This window comes from Gloeocapsopsis crepidinum LEGE 06123 (assembly GCF_015207655.1).
GTDB lineage: Bacteria > Cyanobacteriota > Cyanobacteriia > Cyanobacteriales > Chroococcidiopsidaceae > Gloeocapsopsis > Gloeocapsopsis crepidinum.
Genome location: NZ_JADEWN010000016.1, coordinates 52,265 through 73,606 on the forward strand (window position 1 = coordinate 52,265; position 21,342 = coordinate 73,606).

22 protein-coding genes, 1 other RNA gene and 2 pseudogenes are annotated in these 21,342 nt (G+C 42.7%); 9 read left to right on the forward strand and 16 right to left on the reverse strand.

The window, feature by feature from the left end:
• Window positions 1–66: 66 nt before the first annotated feature.
• The 7 genes from atpH to IQ230_RS08605 form a co-directional block, all read right to left on the reverse strand.
• A complete protein-coding gene (gene atpH / locus IQ230_RS08575) occupies window positions 67–618 on the reverse strand; it encodes an ATP synthase F1 subunit delta (protein ID WP_193931597.1) in 552 nt (183 codons plus the stop codon).
• A complete protein-coding gene (locus IQ230_RS08580) occupies window positions 615–1,172 on the reverse strand; it encodes a F0F1 ATP synthase subunit B (protein WP_193931598.1) in 558 nt (185 codons plus the stop codon). Before IQ230_RS08580 ends, atpH begins: the two co-directional genes overlap by 4 nt.
• 105 nt (window positions 1,173–1,277) lie before the next feature.
• Window positions 1,278–1,769, reverse strand: a complete 492-nt coding sequence (locus IQ230_RS08585) for a F0F1 ATP synthase subunit B' (protein ID WP_193931599.1) — start codon at window positions 1,767–1,769, stop codon at window positions 1,278–1,280.
• Between the two features lie 126 nt (window positions 1,770–1,895).
• Window positions 1,896–2,141, reverse strand: a complete 246-nt coding sequence (atpE, locus tag IQ230_RS08590; protein WP_006102085.1) for an ATP synthase F0 subunit C — start codon at window positions 2,139–2,141, stop codon at window positions 1,896–1,898.
• 117 nt (window positions 2,142–2,258) lie between these two features.
• Window positions 2,259–3,020 carry a F0F1 ATP synthase subunit A gene (gene atpB / locus IQ230_RS08595; RefSeq protein ID WP_099701787.1) on the reverse strand — a complete coding sequence of 254 codons (762 nt, stop codon included), beginning with the start codon at window positions 3,018–3,020 and terminating at the stop codon, window positions 2,259–2,261.
• Window positions 3,021–3,061: 41 nt separating this feature from the next.
• Complete coding sequence (locus IQ230_RS08600) at window positions 3,062–3,430, reverse strand: ATP synthase subunit I (RefSeq protein ID WP_228054698.1); 369 nt, start codon at window positions 3,428–3,430, stop codon at window positions 3,062–3,064.
• A 180-nt stretch (window positions 3,431–3,610) separates the two neighbouring features.
• On the reverse strand, window positions 3,611–4,792 hold the full coding sequence (locus tag IQ230_RS08605) for a class I SAM-dependent methyltransferase (protein WP_193931600.1): 1,182 nt from the start codon (window positions 4,790–4,792) through the stop codon (window positions 3,611–3,613).
• Between the two features lie 502 nt (window positions 4,793–5,294).
• Between IQ230_RS08605 and IQ230_RS08610 the strand changes: the two are divergent.
• From IQ230_RS08610 to IQ230_RS08640, 8 genes and pseudogenes are all read left to right on the forward strand, one after another.
• A pseudogene (locus IQ230_RS08610) lies at window positions 5,295–7,988 on the forward strand (phycobilisome rod-core linker polypeptide); the annotation flags it as partial.
• Between the two features lie 222 nt (window positions 7,989–8,210).
• Window positions 8,211–8,684, forward strand: a pseudogene (locus IQ230_RS26485) (phycobilisome rod-core linker polypeptide); the annotation flags it as partial.
• A gap of 523 nt (window positions 8,685–9,207) precedes the next feature.
• Entirely contained in the window at window positions 9,208–9,693 is a 486-nt protein-coding gene (apcA, locus tag IQ230_RS08615; RefSeq protein WP_015187506.1) for an allophycocyanin subunit alpha, read from the forward strand.
• A 63-nt stretch (window positions 9,694–9,756) separates the two neighbouring features.
• The gene (apcB, locus tag IQ230_RS08620; RefSeq protein ID WP_099701784.1) at window positions 9,757–10,242 is read left to right on the forward strand and encodes an allophycocyanin subunit beta; all 486 of its coding nucleotides are present in this window, start codon (window positions 9,757–9,759) and stop codon (window positions 10,240–10,242) included.
• 315 nt (window positions 10,243–10,557) lie between these two features.
• The gene (locus IQ230_RS08625) at window positions 10,558–10,761 is read left to right on the forward strand and encodes a phycobilisome linker polypeptide (protein WP_099701783.1); all 204 of its coding nucleotides are present in this window, start codon (window positions 10,558–10,560) and stop codon (window positions 10,759–10,761) included.
• A 170-nt stretch (window positions 10,762–10,931) separates the two neighbouring features.
• A complete protein-coding gene (locus IQ230_RS08630) occupies window positions 10,932–12,104 on the forward strand; it encodes an FtsW/RodA/SpoVE family cell cycle protein (RefSeq protein WP_193931602.1) in 1,173 nt (390 codons plus the stop codon).
• A 64-nt stretch (window positions 12,105–12,168) separates the two neighbouring features.
• Window positions 12,169–12,906, forward strand: a complete 738-nt coding sequence (locus IQ230_RS08635) for a cytochrome c biogenesis protein CcdA (RefSeq protein ID WP_193931603.1) — start codon at window positions 12,169–12,171, stop codon at window positions 12,904–12,906.
• Window positions 12,907–12,910: 4 nt separating this feature from the next.
• Window positions 12,911–14,308, forward strand: a complete 1,398-nt coding sequence (locus tag IQ230_RS08640) for a cytochrome c biogenesis protein (protein ID WP_193931604.1) — start codon at window positions 12,911–12,913, stop codon at window positions 14,306–14,308.
• Here the strand turns inward: IQ230_RS08640 and queF are convergent.
• From queF to IQ230_RS08665, 5 genes are all read right to left on the reverse strand, one after another.
• Window positions 14,305–14,772, reverse strand: coding sequence for a preQ(1) synthase (queF, locus tag IQ230_RS08645; protein ID WP_193931605.1), 468 nt, complete (start codon window positions 14,770–14,772; stop codon window positions 14,305–14,307). The genes IQ230_RS08640 and queF overlap by 4 nt on opposite strands.
• Window positions 14,773–14,777: 5 nt before the next feature.
• Window positions 14,778–15,173 carry a hypothetical protein gene (locus IQ230_RS08650; protein WP_193931606.1) on the reverse strand — a complete coding sequence of 132 codons (396 nt, stop codon included), beginning with the start codon at window positions 15,171–15,173 and terminating at the stop codon, window positions 14,778–14,780.
• Window positions 15,174–15,301: 128 nt separating this feature from the next.
• The gene (locus IQ230_RS08655; protein ID WP_193931607.1) at window positions 15,302–15,679 is read right to left on the reverse strand and encodes a phasin family protein; all 378 of its coding nucleotides are present in this window, start codon (window positions 15,677–15,679) and stop codon (window positions 15,302–15,304) included.
• 25 nt (window positions 15,680–15,704) lie between these two features.
• Window positions 15,705–15,801: signal recognition particle sRNA small type (ffs, locus tag IQ230_RS08660), an RNA gene on the reverse strand.
• A gap of 153 nt (window positions 15,802–15,954) precedes the next feature.
• Complete coding sequence (locus IQ230_RS08665) at window positions 15,955–16,221, reverse strand: YciI family protein (RefSeq protein ID WP_193931608.1); 267 nt, start codon at window positions 16,219–16,221, stop codon at window positions 15,955–15,957.
• Between the two features lie 60 nt (window positions 16,222–16,281).
• Here IQ230_RS08665 and IQ230_RS08670 point away from each other — a divergent pair, with 60 nt between their 5' ends.
• The gene (locus IQ230_RS08670) at window positions 16,282–16,839 is read left to right on the forward strand and encodes a 2'-5' RNA ligase family protein (RefSeq protein WP_193931609.1); all 558 of its coding nucleotides are present in this window, start codon (window positions 16,282–16,284) and stop codon (window positions 16,837–16,839) included.
• Between the two features lie 7 nt (window positions 16,840–16,846).
• Here IQ230_RS08670 and IQ230_RS08675 read toward each other — a convergent pair whose 3' ends face one another.
• From IQ230_RS08675 to IQ230_RS08690, 4 genes are all read right to left on the reverse strand, one after another.
• Window positions 16,847–18,247, reverse strand: coding sequence for a ribulose bisphosphate carboxylase small subunit (locus IQ230_RS08675; RefSeq protein ID WP_193931610.1), 1,401 nt, complete (start codon window positions 18,245–18,247; stop codon window positions 16,847–16,849).
• 533 nt (window positions 18,248–18,780) lie between these two features.
• On the reverse strand, window positions 18,781–19,131 hold the full coding sequence (locus tag IQ230_RS08680) for a ribulose bisphosphate carboxylase small subunit (protein ID WP_099701773.1): 351 nt from the start codon (window positions 19,129–19,131) through the stop codon (window positions 18,781–18,783).
• Window positions 19,132–19,175: 44 nt separating this feature from the next.
• On the reverse strand, window positions 19,176–19,577 hold the full coding sequence (gene rcbX / locus IQ230_RS08685) for a RuBisCO chaperone RbcX (RefSeq protein WP_193931611.1): 402 nt from the start codon (window positions 19,575–19,577) through the stop codon (window positions 19,176–19,178).
• 87 nt (window positions 19,578–19,664) lie between these two features.
• Window positions 19,665–21,095 carry a form I ribulose bisphosphate carboxylase large subunit gene (locus IQ230_RS08690; RefSeq protein ID WP_193931612.1) on the reverse strand — a complete coding sequence of 477 codons (1,431 nt, stop codon included), beginning with the start codon at window positions 21,093–21,095 and terminating at the stop codon, window positions 19,665–19,667.
• Between the last annotated feature and the right edge of the window lie 247 nt (window positions 21,096–21,342).

Consider the following 21,342-nt stretch of genomic DNA (forward strand, 5'->3'; position numbering starts at 1 on the left):
TTAGGAGTCACAAAGTGCCATTGCGAATTTTTCTAGCTTCTGCTCCTAGTTCCTCACCCCTTATATTTATGTATTACCGCTAAGGCGTAAAGAAAGGCGGCGTAGTTGACCGCGGATACTTGCATCAAAGACTTGAGAGCCTACTTTAATGATGACACCGCCGATCAAATCAGGATCAATTTTGGTGTTTAATTCAACTTCTCTTGCACTTGTCATCGCGATCACTTTCTCACGAACAGCTTGTTGCTGTTCATCTGTAAGATCTACGGCAGAAATCACTTCTGCTAAAACTGTTTGATTTAACTGACGTAGAATCGCGAGAAACTGCCGACAAATTTCTTCTAGCAAAAGAATCCTGCGGCGATCTACTAGTAACATGAGGAAGTTTCTCAGATACGGATTAACTTCACCAGCTACGCGCTGTAGCACAGCTTTTTTGTCCTCAACGCTAACAAATGGATTGGCGAGGAAATCACGCAGTTGCTCAGAATTCTCTAAAATATCAAGTAGAGCACGGATATCTCCACCAAACTGCTCGGTTAAATTGTTGTTACGCGCTACTGACATCAACGCTTGAGCATACGGTTCAACAATTTGGGTTGCGGCACCACCTTTCATGAACGACCTCCCAACAGCGCGATACTGCGGTCAATAAGTTTTTGCTGCGTATCACTGTCTACGCCAGTTTGCAACTGAGATTCAACTTTTTCTAGCGCCATCGCGACGACCCGCTGACGCAACTGGGTGATCGCGCGATCGCGTTCTGCATTCAAGTCTTGACTTGCATTTTCTTTCATGCGTTCAATATCAGTTGCCGCCGTTGCGAGAATTTTTTCTCTGGCGACTTTGGCATTTTCTTGGGCATTATTGCGGATTTTTTCAGCTTCCGCTTGTGCTTGAGCCAGCTTCTGTTGTTGTTCTTCTAGTGCCGCTTTTGCATCGGTTGCGCGCTTTTGTGCATTAACAATTGCTGTTTCGATACGTTCGCGGCGATCGCTGAGAGTTTTTCCGACAACTTTACGCCCGAAGAAAAACAGCACGCCAATAATAATGACAAGGTTAATCAGGTTTGTTTCTAAAATGTCAAAATTCAACCCAAAACCGTGATTTCCCTCTGCCAATTCAGCATTCACAGCGCTGGCTTCTGCCATCAACAATAAAAAAGTTTCCATTGTACCCGTCCACATCTGCGCTGCTTGAGTTCGTCTTGTGAATGATTGCCTTTCCCAGTTTCGGCATTAAGCTTCTACTCTAGTTTTTTGTCATTTGAACTACAACTAGCGTTGACCGACAAGCTGTGTCCCTAGCAGTTTTTCCATAATTTGCTGGCTGAGGGTATCAACTTGTTGTTCTAATGATGCTAAAGCTTCTTGCTTTTGTTGTTCAATCTCTTGCGCTGCTTGTTCTCGCTGAGCTTGTGCTTCTTTAACTGCTGCGGCAATTTTTTCTGCGGCAACTTTTTCAGCTTCTGCTTGAGCATCAGCGACAATTTGTTGCGACTGTCGGCGTGCTGTAGCGAGTTCTTGCTCGTATTGAGATGCTAGTTGCTCTGTTTTCGACAAGCGTTCCCGTGCATCCAATTGATTTTTACGGATGAATTCATCCCTCTCATCAATTGCTTTACTCAGTGGCTTGTAAAAAGTAGCGTTCAGAATCAAAACCAAAAATAGAAACTGTATAGCCATCAAAGGCAGGGTGGCGTCAATATCAAATAGCCCGCCTTCTTTACCTGCTGTTTCTGCTGCGAGTAAGATTATTGAATGTGTCATAGTCTCATACCCCTTTGATGTCATTCTAAGGGGCTATGTAGGTTGAGCAGAAGTTAAATTAGTTTATATCGTGGCAATGTAGAGACACTTTACAAAAAGCGCCTCTACACTTTAAAACACGAGCAATTACGAGAATGGGTTAGCAAATAGCAACACAAGAGCAACAACCAGACCGTAAATTGTCAACGCTTCCATAAATGCTAAGCTCAACAGCAAAGTACCGCGAATTTTGCCTTCTGCTTCTGGCTGACGAGCGATTCCTTCAACAGCCTGACCTGCTGCATTTCCTTGACCAATTCCAGGACCGATAGCAGCTAATCCTACAGCAAGAGCAGCAGCTATAACTGAAGCAGCAGAAATCAATGGATCCATGATTTATCTTCCTTACTTGACAAAACTGAAATTACAAATTTATTTGAACTAACTCGCGTGAGTTGCGTATGAGGTAATGGGTGTACAGGTACTTCCCTATTCCATATTCTCTCCGTTTTATGCATGTTCCCCATGTTCTTCGCCATGCCCATGATCTTCCATCGCTTCGCCGATGTAAGCTGCGGCGAGTGTAGCAAAGATCAGTGCTTGAATTGCACTTGTAAACAGACCTAAAGCCATCACTGGCAAGGGAACAAATAATGGTACTAGTAATACCAACACACCCACTACTAGTTCATCAGCGAGAATGTTACCAAATAATCGAAAGCTCAGGGAGAGGGGCTTAGTAAAATCTTCGATAATTTTAAAAGGCAGCATAAAAGGTACAGGCTGCACGTAATTACCAAAGTACCCTAAGCCCTTTTTACTGAAACCGGCATAAAAATATGCTAATGATGTCAGCAAAGCCAGCGCCACAGTGGTATTTATGTCGCTAGTAGGAGCTGCAAGTTCGCCTTCTGGTAAATGAATAAGCCTAAAAGGAACGAGTGCCCCTGACCAATTTGACACAAATATGAACAAGAATAAAGTGCCAACAAAAGGCACCCACGGGCGGTATTCCTTCTCCCCTATCTGATTTTTTGCCAAATCTCTGATGAATTCTAGGGCATACTCCATGAAGTTCTGTAGCCCACGGGGAATTCGGTTGATATTTCTGGTAGCAGCAATTGACACAATGACTAGCAAGGTAATCACGAACCATGATGTCAAAAAAACTTGACCATGAACTTTGAGATTACCAATCTGCCAATAGAGATGTTTGCCTACTTCTAATTCGGCAAGGTGAGCAAAGTTGGTGATGCGCAAAATATTCAGCATTTTCCCTTCAACTGGATTCCCCAAGTGAGAATAAAACTCTTCTAGGATTGCCCGACTTTGTGAGAGTCAGAGACAAATGCCGTCCGCAGTACGTAGATGATGAGCGAAGCTTTATAGGTGAGAAAGCCCAGAAATATAGGCAGTATTTGCAGTTGATTCCATCGACTTGCGAGTAGAATTAACCCAATTAATAAAGCTAACCGAGTTTTGCTCAGTTGTCTTTTTTCTCCACCTAGTCGCTCAACATCTTTTGCTAACATCCTCAAGTAAACCACACCTGTGCATGCCCCGATCAGGTAGTTCAGAGCAATATTAAGTGAATAGAACATCCAGACAAAGACAAAGATCATCCCTGTCAATGTGAGAGTCCAAAATAACAACTCTTGAGCAAGCTGATAGAAATCTTGCATTGAGCTGCCTGGCTTTGACGAAGCAAAACCAGTGGGAGAAATATCTCCCTGGAGAGGTGCGGGTTCTGAGGAGTTGTTTGCCAAGTTCACGGGAAACGCAAACCAGTACGGTTGATTAACTTGACTCATATGAGCCAGTTGAAATCATAACATGTTGTGGTAACAATACTTAAAAAACAATTAACTCGGACTTAGAATAATTAGTCCAGATTTCAGGAGCGATCGCACTTCAGCTAAATCTAGCTTCACTTGAGACAAAATTTCACTTACGCTTTGTTGCAAGTTGTCATCACAAGCTTGCAGAAATTCAAATTCTGCTTCGGATAAATTGACAATTTGGTAGTCGTAGTTGAATAAACAACGACTTGCCCATCCTTCTATGCATGGATGACGTTCGGGAATCGCCGCAAGCACTGTCTCGTCAGCTGACCAGTCGGCTTTAGGTAAGGGAGGGCGTCCGAGGAAAAATTCATAATGCGTAGCGCCTGCGGGGTCTAGCAGTTCAATTAAACGATACAACGCGCGATCGCTCAAACCTTGTGCGCGTTGCATCAACGTTGGGTCTTTTCCCAAAAGGCGCTCTAATTGCCAGAAACTCGGATTGGAAAAGCCTAAAAAAGCTAAACCCGAAGCATCAATCAGTTCAAAGAGTGTCTCGATATTGTAGTCAATCTCTTGAGGATGAACGTACATATCTGCAAAATTTGCGTCCCGCTGATTTTCTAACGACCAGCGTTCTTTTTCGCGTTTGACAAGGCGATTATCATCCGGCAGGGCAGCAAAAATTTTTCGTCCGATTTGGACACCATCTTGATAATTTGCACTTTGTTGAAGAAGAGCGATCGCTTTTTGCATCAATTGAATTTCCCAACGTCCCAGTTCTCCGTAAACAAAGACGTGCAGTAATCCACCAGGGGCAAGTTTAGCGGCTAAAGCTTGGATTCCTTTGATGGGGTCTGCGAGATGGTGGAGTACACCAACACAGTTAATCAAATCAAATTCACCCGGTACTTGTGCGACATCATACAAGCTGAGGTGATGAAATTTGACCTGATCAGCACCAGAACGTTGAGTGCGATCGCGCGCTATTGCTAATGCCCCTGCACTTAAGTCAATTCCGACGACAGTAGCCTGCGGGTTGAGGTGTACAAGATACTCTGTTCCTACTCCTGTCCCACATCCTGCATCGAGAATACGGACATCTTGCTTGTCAGGTTTTTGACCCGTACAAAAGTTATAAGCAGCCGTCCAATTCCAGCGCCAGTTGTAACCAGGAGGTGGGCTATCTAAAAGTGGTTCTGGAGGAAACGGATATGTATCATATAACCGCTGTACGGCAGAACTAATATCTTGAGCTTCCATACGCTAAAAGTAACAAAACTTATCTTTTTTCTCAGGCGTTCTGCCTATATCCACTATGATCTCCTACGTAACCTCTATAAAGTTACGTATAAATCTAAAGCAATAGTCAACTCTCTGCCTGCCTTGGTAGGTATGAGACTGAATAAACAATTACAGTTTGTTAAGTAAATAGTTGACTGCGAAAATCTCCTTCATCCTTTACCATAGGGCACACTTGACCGTTATAGCAGCGAATCGAGTGGCAACTGGCTTGATAGAAGTCAGGATAGGTTGGGAAGGCAACAGGAGAAGCAATTCAAGTTTCAGCTTCGTTCTTGGCTGTTCAACAATAAAAAACGAACATCATAAGTTCTGTGGGACAGTAGTACCACTCCTGCTTGACTTTCTTTACCAAAAATATTTTGGGTGGAAGATCTAGTGGGAAAATAGTAAGCAACAGAAACTAGTACTCTAGTCAGATTGATCGCTGTGTTGTGATCTCAAGGGAGTTTTAGGAATAATAATGAGTGTTAAAGCAAGTGGTGGAAGCTCAGTTGCACGCCCGCAACTATATCAAACACTAGCAGTCGCCACAATTTCCCAAGCGGAACAACAAGACCGCTTTTTGGAACGTGGTGAACTAAATGAATTAGCAAATTATTTTGCATCAGGCACAAAACGATTACAAATTGCCGAGACACTGACCCAAAACTCAGCATTAATTGTGTCTCGCGCCGCTAACCGCATTTTTGTAGGCGGTTCGCCAATGGCGTATCTCGAAAAGCCACGAGAAGCTGAGATGGCGGCGGTAGGTGCCCAAGAAGCAGTACAAGATGCATCTCGACTAGGAAATATCACTTACGTCGAAAGCCGTGGAGGATTTCTAGAAGGGTTGCGATCGCTGTTTAGTGCTTCGCCCAGTGGGGGTGGTGCGACACCACCAGGATTTCGCCCAATTAATGTGGCGCGGTATGGACCTAGCAATATGCAAAAGTCACTGCGCGACTTATCGTGGTTTTTGCGTTATGTCACTTATGCGATCGTGGCTGGCGATCCAAACATCATTGCGGTCAATACGCGTGGTTTACGCGAAATCATTGAAAATGCCTGTTCTGGTGAAGCAACAATTGTAGCTTTACAGGAAATGCGACAAGCCGCAGTCTCTTACTTTCGCAGGGACCAAGAAGCAACAGACATTGTGTCGCAGTACATGGATGTCTTAATTACAGAATTTAAAGCCCCAACGCCTTCAGATAAGCTACGCCAAACTGCTTCGTCTGATAAGCAAGGCTTGCAACTGCCACAAATTTACTTCAATGCAGCGGAAAGACGCCAAAAGTTTGTCATGAAACCAGGTCTTTCTGCCTCAGAAAAACAAGCGGTGGTCAAAGCAGCCTATCGACAAGTTTTTGAGCGGGATATTACTCGTGCTTACAGCCAGTCGATTTCTTACCTAGAATCTCAAGTCAAAAACGGCGACATCTCAATGAAAGAGTTTATTCGCCGTATAGGTAAATCACCACTGTATCGGAAACAATTCTACGAGCCGTTTATTAACAGCCGCGTCGTTGAATTAGCTTTTCGCCACTTTTTAGGTCGCGGTCCATCAAGTCGTGAAGAACTACAAGAATACTTTTCCATCATCTCGCAAGGTGGTTTATCTGCTTTAGTTGATGCATTAGTAGATTCTCAAGAATATTCGGACTACTTCGGTGAAGAAACAGTTCCTTATATTCGCGGTTTAGGTCAAGAAGCCCAAGAATGCCGTAATTGGGGAGCACAACAAGATCTCTTAAATTACAGTGCGCCATTCCGCAAAGTACCGCAGTTCATCACGCTATTTGCAGATTACAATCAGCCGCTACCAGATCAGCATCCTTACGGTTCAGGCAACGATCCGCTAGAAATTCAGTTCGGTGCAATCTTCCCGAAAGAAACTCGGAACCCCAGCACGCGACCAGCTCCTTTTGGCAAGGACACTAAGCGGATCTTGATTCACCAGGGACCTGCAACTAACAACCAAAATAGTAATCCTAAAGCACGCGGTGAATTTCCTGGAACACTTGGACCCAAAGTTTTTCGTCTCGATCAGTTACCTGGTATTGGTAGCAGAAGAGCACCAACAACTTCGAGTGTCAAATTCTCGGAAAGCTCGACACAAGCAGTAATTCGAGCTGCGTATTTCCAAGTCTTTGGACGCGATGTTTACGAAGGACAGCGCCTGAAGGTGTCAGAAATCAAGCTAGAAAACGGCGAAATTAGTGTTCGAGAATTTATTCGCCAATTAGCAAAATCAGATTTGTTCCGGAGTTTGTACTGGACTTCTTTGTATGTAACAAAGGCAGTTGAATACATTCATCGGCGCTTACTGGGACGTCCTACCTACGGTAGGCAAGAAACAAATAAATACTTTGATATTTGTGCCAAGAAGGGCTTCTACGCGCTCATTGACGCCTTAATTGACAGTCCAGAGTACAATGAGACCTTTGGAGAAGATACTGTTCCTTATGAGCGTTATTTAACTCCTGCTGGTGTGGCATTGCGATCGCTACGTGTTAGCAGTATTCCTGAAGATATTGTTAGTGCTAAGGTCGAGACGGAAGAGACACCACGCTTTGTTGAATTGGGTGCGGTAGCAGAAACTCGCTCTGAACCGAATATTCAATTCCGAGTTAATCAAGGTGTTTCGCGACAACGCGAGCAAACCAAAATTTTCAAACTGGGAAGCACTACGGATAAGACTGATGTTCAAATCATTATTCGGGCTGCCTACCGACAAGTCTTTGAGCGCGACATCGAACCGTATATTGTTGAGAATGAATTTACCTCATTAGAAAGCCGACTCGGTAACGGTGAAATTACTGTTAAAGAGTTTATTGAAGGGTTAGGTAGTTCTCAGCTTTATATCAAAGAGTTTTATACACCTTACCCGAACACTAAGGTGATTGAGCTAGGAACCAAACATTTCTTAGGTCGCGCACCAAAAGACCAAGCCGAGATTCGCAAGTACAACCAGATCCTTGCTGCTCAGGGTATTCGTGGCTTTGTAAGTGTGATGGTAAATAGTATGGAGTATCTTCAAGTGTTTGGAGAAGATACAGTGCCATATCGCCGTTTCCCAACACTACCAGCCGCTAATTTCCCTAATACAGAGAAGCTCTATAACCAGCTGACTAAGCAAAATGATGACTTGGTTGTGCCCAGCTTTGAGCCAGTTAAACCAAAAATGGATGCGGCGAAAATGCCATTAACTGCGAAGGCGATCGCTGATACAGCAGCAAAAGCCCGACAAATGGATCGCACTCGTCCATTATTTATTGAGCTTGGTCGTTCCTTCAATGATGGTCGCGGACAATCAGTTGAGGTTGGTGTGGGAACAACTCGACGCAGACCTGCACGGATTTACCGCGCTACTCAAGGAGCGAATTCGGCTGAAATGGCGCTCGTTGTTGATGCGATCTACTGTCAAGTGATGGATTTGTTTAGCGGTCAAGTCCCAGACAGCTTGCGACGTTCTGATCTAGATAGCAAGCTGAAAAACGGTGAAATCTCAGTTAGAGAATTTGTCCGGACTCTAGCAAGTTCAGATATCTACGTGCGGCGCTTCTACACGCCATACCCAAACACTAAGGTGATTGAATTCTTATTCCGTCATATTTTGGGTCGAGCACCAGCAACGCAGCAAGAAATTCGTCAATACAATAAATTATTAGCTGATGGCGGTCTGAAAGCTGCTGTTGATGCAATGGTAGACAGTGCTGAGTACGCTCAATTCTTTGGCGAGGATGTTGTACCTTATCGTCGCTATCCCTCTTTACCAGCCGGTAACTATTTGGGTAGTGTGAAGGCTGCTGCTGATCTGGTTAAGCAATCTTGGTCTGATTTGTCTCCTTCGATTTTAAACCGCTCCTAGAGTCTAAGCTTCATTTAGTCTGAGTAGGCTACTAGTATCCTCTGACCAGTCAAGACAAAATGACTGGTTAGAGCTTCTTGTCTGTCAGAAAACTGAAAAGTAATGTTAAAAACTGTTAACAGGTGACTCAGAAGATGAACTAAATGCCGCAAAATATTTGCGGAAGGTAACTGTATCTGCAAGCTTAATGTATCTCTAGTTACGCAGGTAGCTGGTAAATGTCTAGACGAAAGCAGTGAATTAGCTGGCAAGTCAAAGCAAAAAGCTTAAGCATAGATACAGCTAGCCAAGGTAATACTACTGTTATAAAAAACACCTTGGAAAAACTGGGAACTCTCCCCAAATGGAGTGCGCAAGTAGCGGAATTCCGCGCAGTGGCATCCAGAAAGTTGAGTAAATTTCTACTAGCAATACCCAGCACTTGAGTTACTCAAGGTGTGTGCTAGCAGTCTCGAATTACTGTCAAAGTAAGTACGGGAAACTAAATAAACCTGGTTTCATTAATTTTTGGAGGAATCGGTTAATGAGTATCGTCACGAAATCGATCGTGAATGCGGATGCCGAAGCTCGCTACCTCAGCCCTGGTGAGCTCGATCGGATCAAGAGCTTTGTTACTAGTGGTGAGCGCCGTTTACGGATTGCTCAGACCCTAACAGACAACCGCGAGCGTATTGTTAAGCAAGCCGGCGATCAATTATTCCAAAAGCGTCCTGATGTTGTTTCCCCTGGTGGAAACGCCTATGGTCAGGAAATGACTGCAACTTGCTTGCGCGATATGGATTATTACTTACGTTTGATCACCTACGGAGTTGTCGCTGGTGATGTTACACCAATTGAAGAAATTGGTGTTGTTGGCGTCCGCGAAATGTATAAGTCACTCGGCACTCCGATTGAAGCAGTTGCTGAAAGTGTCCGAGCAATGAAGAATGTTGCTACCTCGATGATGTCTTCGGAAGATGCTTCTGAAGCTGGCTCTTACTTTGACTATCTAGTCGGTGCTATGCAGTAGGGTGTGAGAACCTACTTCTCAAACTAACAATTGCAACACGGTGGGAAATAAGGAATTAAAACCATGCAAGACGCGATTACATCAGTAATTAATGCTTCAGACGTACAAGGTAAGTACCTTGACAACTCCGCTATGGAGAAGCTAAAAGGCTACTTCCAAACAGGCGAACTACGAGTGCGTGCTGCTACAACAATCAGTGCTAATGCAGCAGCAATTGTTAAAGAAGCAGTAGCAAAGTCTCTACTTTACTCTGATATCACTCGCCCAGGCGGCAACATGTATACGACTCGCCGCTATGCTGCTTGCATCCGCGACCTTGACTACTACTTGCGCTACTCGACTTATGCCATGTTAGCGGGAGATCCTTCTATCCTTGATGAGCGCGTACTTAACGGTCTTAAAGAAACATACAATTCTTTGGGTGTTCCTATCGGCGCAACAGTACAAGCTATCCAAGCAATGAAAGAAGTAACTGCTAGTTTAGTAGGTCCTGATGCTGGTAAGGAAATGGGTGTTTACTTTGACTATATCTGCTCTGGCTTGAGCTAAGCTTTGTTCCTCTTGATAACAGAGAATAGCTAAAGCTTCAAGGTAATTCTCCTTAAATTAAGGTCTGGAAGTTGATCGTGAGTGTTCAGACATGTTACCGCTTATTCAAAGCCTCAATGTGAGGCAATAAGTGTTAAGAGGTTTGGCATTGACGCTTTACTTCCAGCCTTTGAGCAATTAACTGAAATTGTTCGCTTATTAAAGAATTGTGTAAGCAAAGCATGAGAAAATAGGGTAGCAGTGGTATTTTGTTGCCCTCAAATCAATTGAAATCAAAAATTTTTCTAATTCAATAATCCAGGAGAGAGTTAACCAATGCGGATGTTTAAGGTTACTGCCTGTGTTCCTAGTCAAACACGGATTAGAACACAGCGGGAGTTGCAAAACACCTACTTCACTAAGCTCGTTCCTTACGACAACTGGTTTCGGGAACAGCAACGGATCATGAAAATGGGTGGCAAGATTGTTAAGGTGGAACTGGCTACAGGAAAACCTGGAATGAATACAGGGCTGCTGTAATTAATTTTTAAATTTATAATCAGTGTTAAGAGGTCTTAAAAGACCTCTTTATTTGTATCTGTAGCAAGTTAACAATTCTTATAAAAACTTTTGACGTGGTATTGAATAATGCGATCGCATTATTCAAATAACCGCTATACTCCTAATGTTATAAATTCGACTTAATTGCCGTGCAGATCCGTCAACTCATTCCTTTCTTTGACAAATCTGTGGCTGGATGGGTCAACGAAGCCCGTCTATTGCGCTGGCTAACTTTACTGTGGTTATTCATGGGGTTAGTCATTCTGTTTTCTGCGTCCTATCCAGTCGCTGATATAAAGTATGGAGATGGGCTGTATTTCCTCAAGCGCCAACTAATAGGGGCAGCTATTGGTTTGGTAGCATTTAACTTTCTTGTCCATTCACCTTTACGTTCAGTTTTGAATATCGCGCATTGGGGTGTATTAGTTCTTTTAGGATTAATTTTTATGACACTTATTCCAGGCGTGGGAGTAGAGATTGAGGGGGCTAGACGTTGGTTATCTGTTATGGGGATTTTGATTCAACCTTCTGAGTTAATCAAGCCGTTTCTAATCTTACAAAGTGCCCGTGTTTTTGGGCAATGGCATAGAATTCGCTGGAATGCCCGCTTATTTTGGCTAATAGTTTTTGCGCTGATGTTGGCAGGAATTCTCCGCCAGCCAAATTTAAGTACAACAGCGCTTTGTGGAATGGCACTTTGGTTAGTAGCACTTGCAGCAGGTTTACCTTATTTTCAGTTAATAGGAACCGCTTTACTCGGTATATTAGTAGCTGTAACAAGCATTAGCTTAAATCCTTATCAACTTGTGCGAGTCATTTCCTTTCGCAATCCTTGGATAGATCCGGCAAAGAGTGGCTATCAGTTGGTTCAAAGTCTGCTTGCAGTTGGTTCTGGTGGAACTTGGGGTGCTGGATTTGGACTGTCGCAACAAAAATTGTTTTATTTGCCAATTCAAGATACTGACTTTATTTTTGCAATTTTCGCAGAAGAGTTTGGCTTTGTTGGGGGCGTGTTATTGTTGTTTCTTTTGGTTGTGTATGCAACGATCGCTTTAGTTGTGGCACTCAAAGCATGGAACCCAGTAAATAGATTAATCGCAATTGGCGCAATGATTTTCTTAGTAGGACAATCAATGCTTCACATCGGCGTTTCTACAGGAGTTTTACCTACAACAGGTTTACCACTCCCCTTCATTAGCTACGGCAGTAATTCAATCATTGCTAGCTTGATGATTGCCGGATTATTGATCCGTGTTGCAAGAGAAAATGCGGACACTCAAGTTGTGACACTACCAGGACGTGCCACGAGTAGACAACTTTAATGCCTTACTTAGATGTGACTAAGCTAAGATTGAAGCAGAATCAGCCTTTCAATGTATCTGCTCCATGCTTGAGATTTGGCAAACTCGGTTATATGAACTCGAACATTTTGCAAATACACTAGTATCCAACCAATTGACGCATCTTGGTTGGTTGAGTGTTGGTATCATTTTTACTGCTGGCTTATTGACTAGCTTGACACCGTGTATGCTATCGATGCTACCGATTACAGTGGGCTACATTGGTGGTTATGAAGCAGAAAGCCGCTGGCACGCCATGCGAATGTCTACTTGGTTTGCTCTGGGTTTAGCAACTACCTTAGCAGCATTAGGCATTGCCGCAGCTTTTTTAGGACGAGTTTACGGACAAGTAGGTATTGGGCTGCCCATTGTTGTCAGTATTGTCGCAATTTTAATGGGGTTGAATCTACTTGAAGCATTGCCCTTACAATTTCCATCATTCGGGAGTGTGGAATGGTCGCAAGATTTGCCTCCTGGAGTTCGTTCATACCTTGTTGGTTTAAGCTTTGGTGTGGTTGCTTCGCCGTGTAGTACACCCGTATTAGCCACTTTGCTTGCTTGGGTGGCAACAACGCAAGATTTAATGCTTGGTGCTACTTTACTTCTTGCATATACAGTTGGTTATGTCATGCCATTAATCTTGGCAGGAACTTTTACAGTTGCTATCAAAAAACTGTTAGGATTGCGCCGCTGGTCAAGTTGGATTACACCTGTAAGTGGAGCGCTACTTGTTGGTTTTGGTGTTTTTTCGCTTTTGTCTCGCATTCCAGTAGGAATTATTTAAGTCGATGTCTTTGGATTCTGCTAAGTCAAATTTGTGGTTGTCGCTGCGGCGCTTTTTTCGGCGTGAGTTTTTACCTGTACTGACGGACTTACGTTTGGCAATTGTCTTGTTGCTAGCGATCGCCGTTTTTAGTATTTCTGGTACTGTCATTGAACAAGGACAATCAGTTCCGTTTTACCAGGCAAATTATCCTGAAGAACCAGCATTATTTGGCTTTCTTAGCTGGAAAGTCTTGCTGAGTTTAGGGCTAGATCATGTTTATCGAACATGGTGGTTTTTGGCACTGCTGATTTTATTCGGTTCCAGCTTAACTGCTTGTACATTTAGACGCCAATTACCTGCACTGAAATGGTTCGCGCGGACTTGGAAGTTTTACAAACAACCACAGCAGTTTCGGAAGTTTGCATTGAGTGCAGAAGTTGACCGCACACCTCTGGATAACTTAGTACCTTTTTTGGAAAAACGCTATCAAGTCTTTCGTGAAGGAGACGCGCTTTACGCTAGTCGAGGTCTTGTTGGACGTGTTGGACCAATTGTTGTCCATGCTAGTATGATTTTGATTCTTGTGGGCGCAATTTGGGGAGCGTTGACAGGCTTCATGGCGCAAGAAATGGTTGCGAGTGGAGAAAGTTTTAAAGTTCAAAATATTGTTGATGCTGGTCCTTGGGCAACACCACAAATTCCTCAAGATTGGTCTGTACGAGTTAATAGATTTTGGATCGACTATACGCCTACTGGCGGAATCGACCAATTTTATTCAGATTTATCTGTGATTGACAATCAAGGGCAAGAAGTTAAGCACAAAAAGATTTTTGTTAATGAACCGCTACGTCATCGTGGTGTCACTTTTTATCAAACTGACTGGGGAATTGCAGCGATTCGCATTCGACTGAACAAAAGCCCCATTTTGCAATTACCAATGGCACGGTTAAACACCAATGGACAAGGACGTCTTTGGGCAACTTGGATTCCCACAAAACCTGACTTGAGTGCAGGGGTTTCACTTGTTGCTAGAGATCTACAAGGAATGCTACTGCTATACGACACAACAGGGCAATTAATCAATACTGTGCGCCCTGGAATGGCTGTTGAGGTCAACGGTGTTAAGTTGAAGATCGAAGAAGTTGTCGGTAGTACAGGGTTACAGATTAAAGCCGATCCAGGAATTCCCTTTGTTTATTCAGGTTTTGGCTTGCTGATGTTAGGTGTCATTATGAGTTACGTCTCTCATTCACAAGTTTGGGCATTACAAAAAGATGGCAAGCTTTACATCGGTGGTAAAACAAATCGCGCTCACGTTGCTTTTGAACGAGAGTTCTTGACACTATTAGAGCAGTTAGGACAAAAACAGATAATAGAAGAACACAACTCTGTGCAGGCGATCGCCAATCAGGATGCTTAGTTTTTTACAGTTAATGTATTACTCGACTCACGTTTATGAGTTACTTCGATAACGGTGTGAACGTTGCCGCGAGGATTAAAGTCACCCTTAATTGAGATTTCCAACGGATCGCAGGCGGCGACAAAGTCATCTAAAATTTGATTAATAGATTCTTCGTGTGAAATATAGCGATCGCGGTAACTGTTGATATATAGTTTAATCGCTTTAAGTTCTACGACTCGCTCGTTAGGAACATAAGTAATATAGATTGTGGCAAAGTCAGGATAGCCAGAGAAAGGACATTTACAAGTAAACTCCGGTAAAGTAATGTGAACGTGGTACCAGCGTCCAATACGAGGATTAGGAAACGTAATCAGCTTTCCTTCAGCGATTTGACGTTCGCCATACTTTTGCTCAGTAGCTTCATTACTCTCTGCTAAGCTCGAATCTGATGCACTTTGCACTAAGCTTGAATCATTACTCATAGTTTTTAATACTGCTCCCAATCTGGACAGTTATTATCATCCCAACCATAAGGATGCATTGCACAAACTAATAAGTTTCCGTTGTACACTTGACCGTGGTAATGATGACAACCGATACAGGCAGGATTTTGCTCTGGACTAGGCTCAACTTCGTACGGAAAAGAATGTTCAGCTTCTCCCACAAAGTCTTCTAATTCCCAGTAAACTTCAAGCAATGGATCAGCTAAATCATTTAAATATTGGTCAATTTCTATGGCGATCGTGTTGTGTACTTGCTCAGTTATTTCTTCAGAAATCTCAAATACTGAATCTACAGCATCTGACACTCCTTGAAAAAACCGTTCTACTTCATCTGCTACCGTCTCTAGCATTTCAAAAAGGTCTTTTTGCCACTTTTCCATAAACGAGTACGTCCTTGCTTACTCCCAAAGGGACGCGATCAGCTACCAATTTAGTTAAGTCAGCCTGCCCTATTCAATTTATAGTTTACAAACAATAGTGAACAAAAGCAGTCATCAATTTTGTACGTTTATTGTTGTCGCTTAAGTCTTTGTAGTTCTTCTTGTAGTCCTAACACTTGCTGACGCAGGCTATCTACATCTTGGTCTTCCTGCTGCACTGTAGTTGGTTCGTCGTCGGTCAAAATTTCAATGCGGCGTGGTTCTCTATTTTGGGCACTAGAGCTTGGTTCATTTGCAGAGGGTTGTTGTGCTTGTTGCATCAAATCTTCTACAAATCTTTTGGCTTCATCAGTGGTCATCTCACCACGAGAAACCATTTCATCGGCTAACTTTTGTGCTTGCGATCGCAACTCTGCTAATTTGACACCTGCTTTCTCACCTGCATAAGAAGCTAGCCCAACGCCGAGATAAAAAGCTCTTTGTACTACATCTCCAAATCCAGGCATGGCAACGATCTGCTCCCTAAACTAAGGCGACCCGGAGTCCACGCCTATCACAAGCATCCCGTATTGCTGCTACCTTCCGGTCCTGACAAGGTTTGGGCGTTATAATCGCATGGGTCCAGGTCTAAACCTAGCATAACACGGAGTTTTGAGTTTTGAATGTTGAGTTTTGATTGAAACTGTTCTGGATGATGGAGTTTTGAGTGTTCTTTGTCAATAACCAATTAGCACTTAGCAATTACCTTCTTGAACTTAGTTTTTATCTATCTACTCAATTCCTACTCAACTACAACTTGCCATTGGTAAAGCTTATATTGCACACAACCGTTTTGAATTAAAGGATCTTTTGCCACGATTGCTTTTGCTTCTTCCAGTGATTCGGCTTGAAAGATCATCATGCCGCCGCCGCGCTGTGCCCAGTAGCCACTACGGGCTTGATGTCCGTTGGCAATTAATTCTTTGACATAAGCTTTGTGAGCAGGTATGTGTTGGTCAAACTCTGGCTTTTCGACTATGCCCTTTTCAATTTTGACAAACCAAGGCATTTATGTTACTAATCCTCAGCATTAATATAAAAAAGAAGTTTTTGCAGGTTATCAGAAACCTTGGCTCAAATAACCAATCGCTATTTTATTGCTTTATTGCCACCACTGGAAATTCAAACTTCTGTGCGAGACATCCAGCAACATTTTGCTGAACATTATAGTAGCCGAGGTGCATTACGATCGCCACCTCATATTACATTACAGCCACCATTTCTTTGGGAAGTTGAGCGTGTTAATGAACTAGAAAGTCATCTCAAAAATTTTGTTCAGCAGCGATCGCTAGTACCCGTTGTCCTAGACGGATTTGGTGCTTTCTCACCACGTGTCATTTACATTAATGTACGCAAATCTCTAGAACTACTAAATGTACAAGCTGACTTAATGATACATTGTGAATTATTAGGAATTGTCGATCCTGTTTCTAAAACACGTCCTTTTGCCCCACATATGACTGTTGCATTTCGAGATTTAACGCGGCAGAACTTTAAAGCAGCATGGACACAGTTTCAACACCAGCAGTTGTATTTCGAGTTTACAGCAAGTGGTGTGACGTTATTAATACATAATGGCAAACAGTGGATTGTGCGTACTATTTTTCCATTTACTTTCAACAATTAGCTAATTGCTAATTATCATCTGGTCTTTGTACAATTGTTTCCATAATCCGACGCTTGTTTTTAGGATCGACACCAAAGATCCGCACATAATCGCCGTTATGCTCATCCAGACAGGTTTCTAAGGCAATTACAGCTTCTGATTCACCAAAAATTGCAGGGCTACAGCTTTGCCATGAGTTAGTACGAAAGCGTCTTTTATCTACATATTCGATACCAATATGATACCCTTGAGCAATTAAGTTTTTGACTTGTTCTAATGTTGCTAAACCAACTCTTCGTGTCAATACTTCGTTATGACGGTTCATTGAAGTATTAAATCCGTTGTAACGCGGCGGATTTAAAGAGCTAGGTTCGTATTGCTTTGGTTGAAAATACGTTAGCTTCCTTGAGTTTTCAAGGGTGGGTTGTGAAGATTGAGGTTCTGCAGCAGGCTGTACAGACGTTTTGTTTTCTGGTGCTGAAGGTGCTGAGTTCATTAGAGGAGGTGTTTGTCCTCGGTTAGCACTAATCGGATTGCGATTTGCATAATACAAAGCTTGGTTATATTCATGAACTAGGCGCGAATTGTCTACACGTTGCTGTTCTTGAACCATGAAATTGCCTTGTTCAATCAGGCGTGACAAACCAAACTCAGGTTTTTTGAATATTGGCGATTCTTCGGTACTATTTACCACTCGTAATGACACATGTTCTACACCAATCTCATGGATAAAGCGACGAATTTGTTCGTCATAAATACGCGATCGCAACGCACTGAAAAAGTCCACTGCCTGACTGGAAAAGGTATCAACAAGTCGGGCGATTTCTTGAGAAGATAGTCCATCGTTGGAGAAAATTCCTCCAACAATGCCAATTTTATCGTCGCGATCTGGTTCCCAATAGAACTTTTCCATGCGCCCTTCGCGAATTAGTGGTGCATACAAAGTAGAAAAGTCATTGCCTGTAACGATAATTGGGACGCGGTGCAGTGGCGTAGAGTCGTAGCTTCCAGGAAGTTGTACATCAGTAGGATTATCAGCAATATTCATCAATGTAGCGTTCACTAACTGCGTGTTGACTGTATACTGTGTTCCTTCGTCAAATCTTCCCGCACCAGCATCGAGATCGTTAATCATTAAAGTAACCATTTTGCCACGCACTTTAATTAATTCTGCGGCTTCACGATAGCGTAAACGGATCAACCTCGCTGGATCTCCAGCATCTGGACTTTCAAGTTCTCCGCCTGAAATGTGGATAACCTCAATTCCCATACGCTCAAAAACCAATCCGCATTGGAATGTTTTACCTTCTCCTTTACGTCCATGAATACCTAAAATCACTGGTACTCGAACTCCTGGAAGATCGAGAAAGTTCTTTGTGATGTGAACTGCAAGCTTATCTAAAAAACGAGGAGAAATATAGTAACTCATAAATTTACAGTATTGTGCAATTGACTTTTGGAACTCATCCTAACTTTCACTATAATAAATGCGGCTCTCTATCAAAGCAGCTTCACTAAAGCATTTTAACTAACTTAAGCTATTAATATTAGCTGCTATAAACTACGATATTTCTGAAGATTTATGAGAGCAACTACTATAAATTTAAGTTAAGTTCTATCCCAGTTAAAATTATTTGTTATGTGTATAACAAACTCAACTAATCTATCTTCACCTAAAATACTTTTAGGTGAGCTTTAAGTTTCTATTGATTTAGATATTGCTATAGTTATTTTGACAGAGTTTGTAGAATTGGTCATCAGTTAGCTCTAAAGTAGGTTTTAAATTAAGAACTTCTGCAGGCATATAGCGTGCCATGCTCTAAACATGATGACTTAATCGTAGCTCGTCGTAGTAATAATAATTTAGAGTTGAATTCAGCAAAAAAAGAGGCAGGCTTGCTACCTCTTTTGCAAGGGGATAGACGACTCAGTTACAGCTTCCCCATGTACTCAGAAGAGAATTTAGTACCTACCGCCGTAGCTGCTATTTTGATTTGGTTTGTGCACGATAAAGCTCAGAATTTGACATTGCTTAACGTTATCAAAGCCTACTACGCGAATGTAGCAATTGCTGTACTGTGAACGACAAGCTTGAACTTCGTTAAGTACTTCTTGAGTACTTTTAGCACCAAATAAAGGTAATTTCCAAAGTGTCCAATAGTGTTGCTCTGGTTCAGAAGATTCGTTGAACTCAATTCCTGGAATATAACCTTGATTCAGAATGTACTGGATCTGCTTATTAATCTGAGCATCGCTTAGAGGTGGGAGATAAGACAGGGTTTCGTAGCGACGCTCTTTGGGTAAAGTTTGCATATCTTCAAAAAAAGTGTTTTGCTCTGATCGATTAGGGTGTTGTACTAATTGGAGGGATTGTCCAAATTAGTCTCAGTTGTTGCTTGTTCCTCATAGCTGGGGTTAGATTCAAGTTGCGTAATCCGCTCTAAATGCTGTCTGCGGTGTTCCATGTTGGCTTGTTGAATGTCAAGCAGAACCATTTCAGGAAGAAAGTTAACCACTTCCTGTGCTATATGTTCCCTGACAACCATGATCCGCAAAGCTAAATCTGGTTTCTCTTGAAACAACTTATTGATGTATGCTTCTCCATCTTGAATGACTTCTTGAGAAGAAAAGCGATGCAGCCAAAATGCTAGAGGCGGATTAGTTTCGCTGATCTGAGCTAGTACCGTTCTCATTGCCTGATAAGTCAGGTAGCTTGAGAGCGTTTTAGCTGTATCTTTCGCAATTTTTTTTAAATCCATGCTTGACCCCAGCCGGAAGGCTTTGAGACTTTAGATTAAGAATTTAGATCTTAGATTAATCCAAAATTCAAAATCTGCCTCAAATTATTAGAGTGTATCCATTGCCTCGAATTCAAACTTGATTTCCTTCCATAGTTCGCAAGCAACAGCAAGTTCAGGACTCCACTTAGCGGCTTCGCGGATAACATCATTACCTTCACGAGCCAAACTGCGACCTTCGTTACGAGCTTGAATACAAGCTTCTAATGCGACGCGGTTAGCAGTTGCACCAGGCGCGTTACCCCAAGGATGTCCCAGAGTACCGCCACCAAATTGCAAGCAGGAATCATCACCAAAAATTTCTACTAGCGCTGGCATATGCCAGATATGGATACCACCAGAAGCTACAGGCATAACACCAGGCATAGAAGCCCAATCTTGAGTAAAGAAGATACCGCGATCGCGATCTTGCTCTACATAGTTTTCGCGCATGAGGTCAACGAAGCCCATTGTAATACCGCGCTCGCCCTCAAGTTTACCAACTACGGTACCGGAGTGTAAGTGGTCCCCACCAGACATCCGCAAGCATTTTGCCAATACGCGGAAGTGCATGCCGTGGTTCTTTTGACGGTCGATGACTGCGTGCATCGCACGGTGGATGTGTAGTAACACACCGTTATCGCGACACCAACGCGCCAAAGTGGTATTAGCCGTAAAACCACCAGTTAAGTAGTCGTGCATGATAATGGGCATATCAAGTTCTTTAGCGAACTCAGCCCGCTTCATCATTTCCTCGCAGGTAGGAGCAGTAACATTGAGGTAGTGACCTTTAATTTCACCTGTTTCTGCTTGAGCTTTGTGGATTGCTTCTGCTACGAACAAGAAGCGATCGCGCCAGCGCATGAAAGGCTGCGAGTTAATATTTTCATCGTCTTTGGTGAAGTCTAATCCACCACGCAAGCACTCATAAACTGCACGTCCGTAGTTCTTAGCCGATAGACCAAGCTTTGGTTTAATCGTACAACCTAGTAATGGACGACCATACTTGTTTAGTTTGTCACGCTCAACTTGAATACCATGCGGGGGTCCTTGGAAGGTTTTTAAGTAAGCAACAGGAATCCGCAAGTCTTCCAAACGTAATGCACGTAGTGCTTTAAAACCAAATACGTTACCTACAATCGAGGTCAACATATTGGTAACAGAACCTTCCTCAAACAGATCCAATGGGTAAGCAACGTAGCAGATAAACTGGTTGTCTTCCCCTGGAACCGGTTCAATATCGTAGCAACGACCTTTGTAGCGATCTAGGTCGGTTAATAAGTCTGTCCACACTGTTGTCCATGTACCTGTGGAAGACTCAGCAGCCACAGCAGCTCCAGCTTCTTCTGGAGGAACTCCAGGCTGAGGAGTGACGCGGAACGCCGCTAGAATATCCGTATCTTTAGGTGTGTAATCTGGGGTGTAATAGGTTAGTCTGTAATCTTTAACCCCTGCCTGATACCCAGTCTTTGTCTGAGTCTTTGTTTGAGCGTAAGACATATTTTCTTCCCAAGAAGTCACTCACTTCCACTTGCTAAGTAGCAAGCTTCCTTAGGAAAACTATACCAAGGATTCAATAAGTTAAGATTTAAATCTGCTGTATAGTTTGATAATTAAACTTTATAAATCTTACGAAATATTAATTTTTGTGATATAATATATAAAATGTAGTAAGAAATACATTTTCCAAATTAAATAAGAAATCGTTGGATTTGGGAAAAATATCACTAAAAGTAGTAAATCTCTT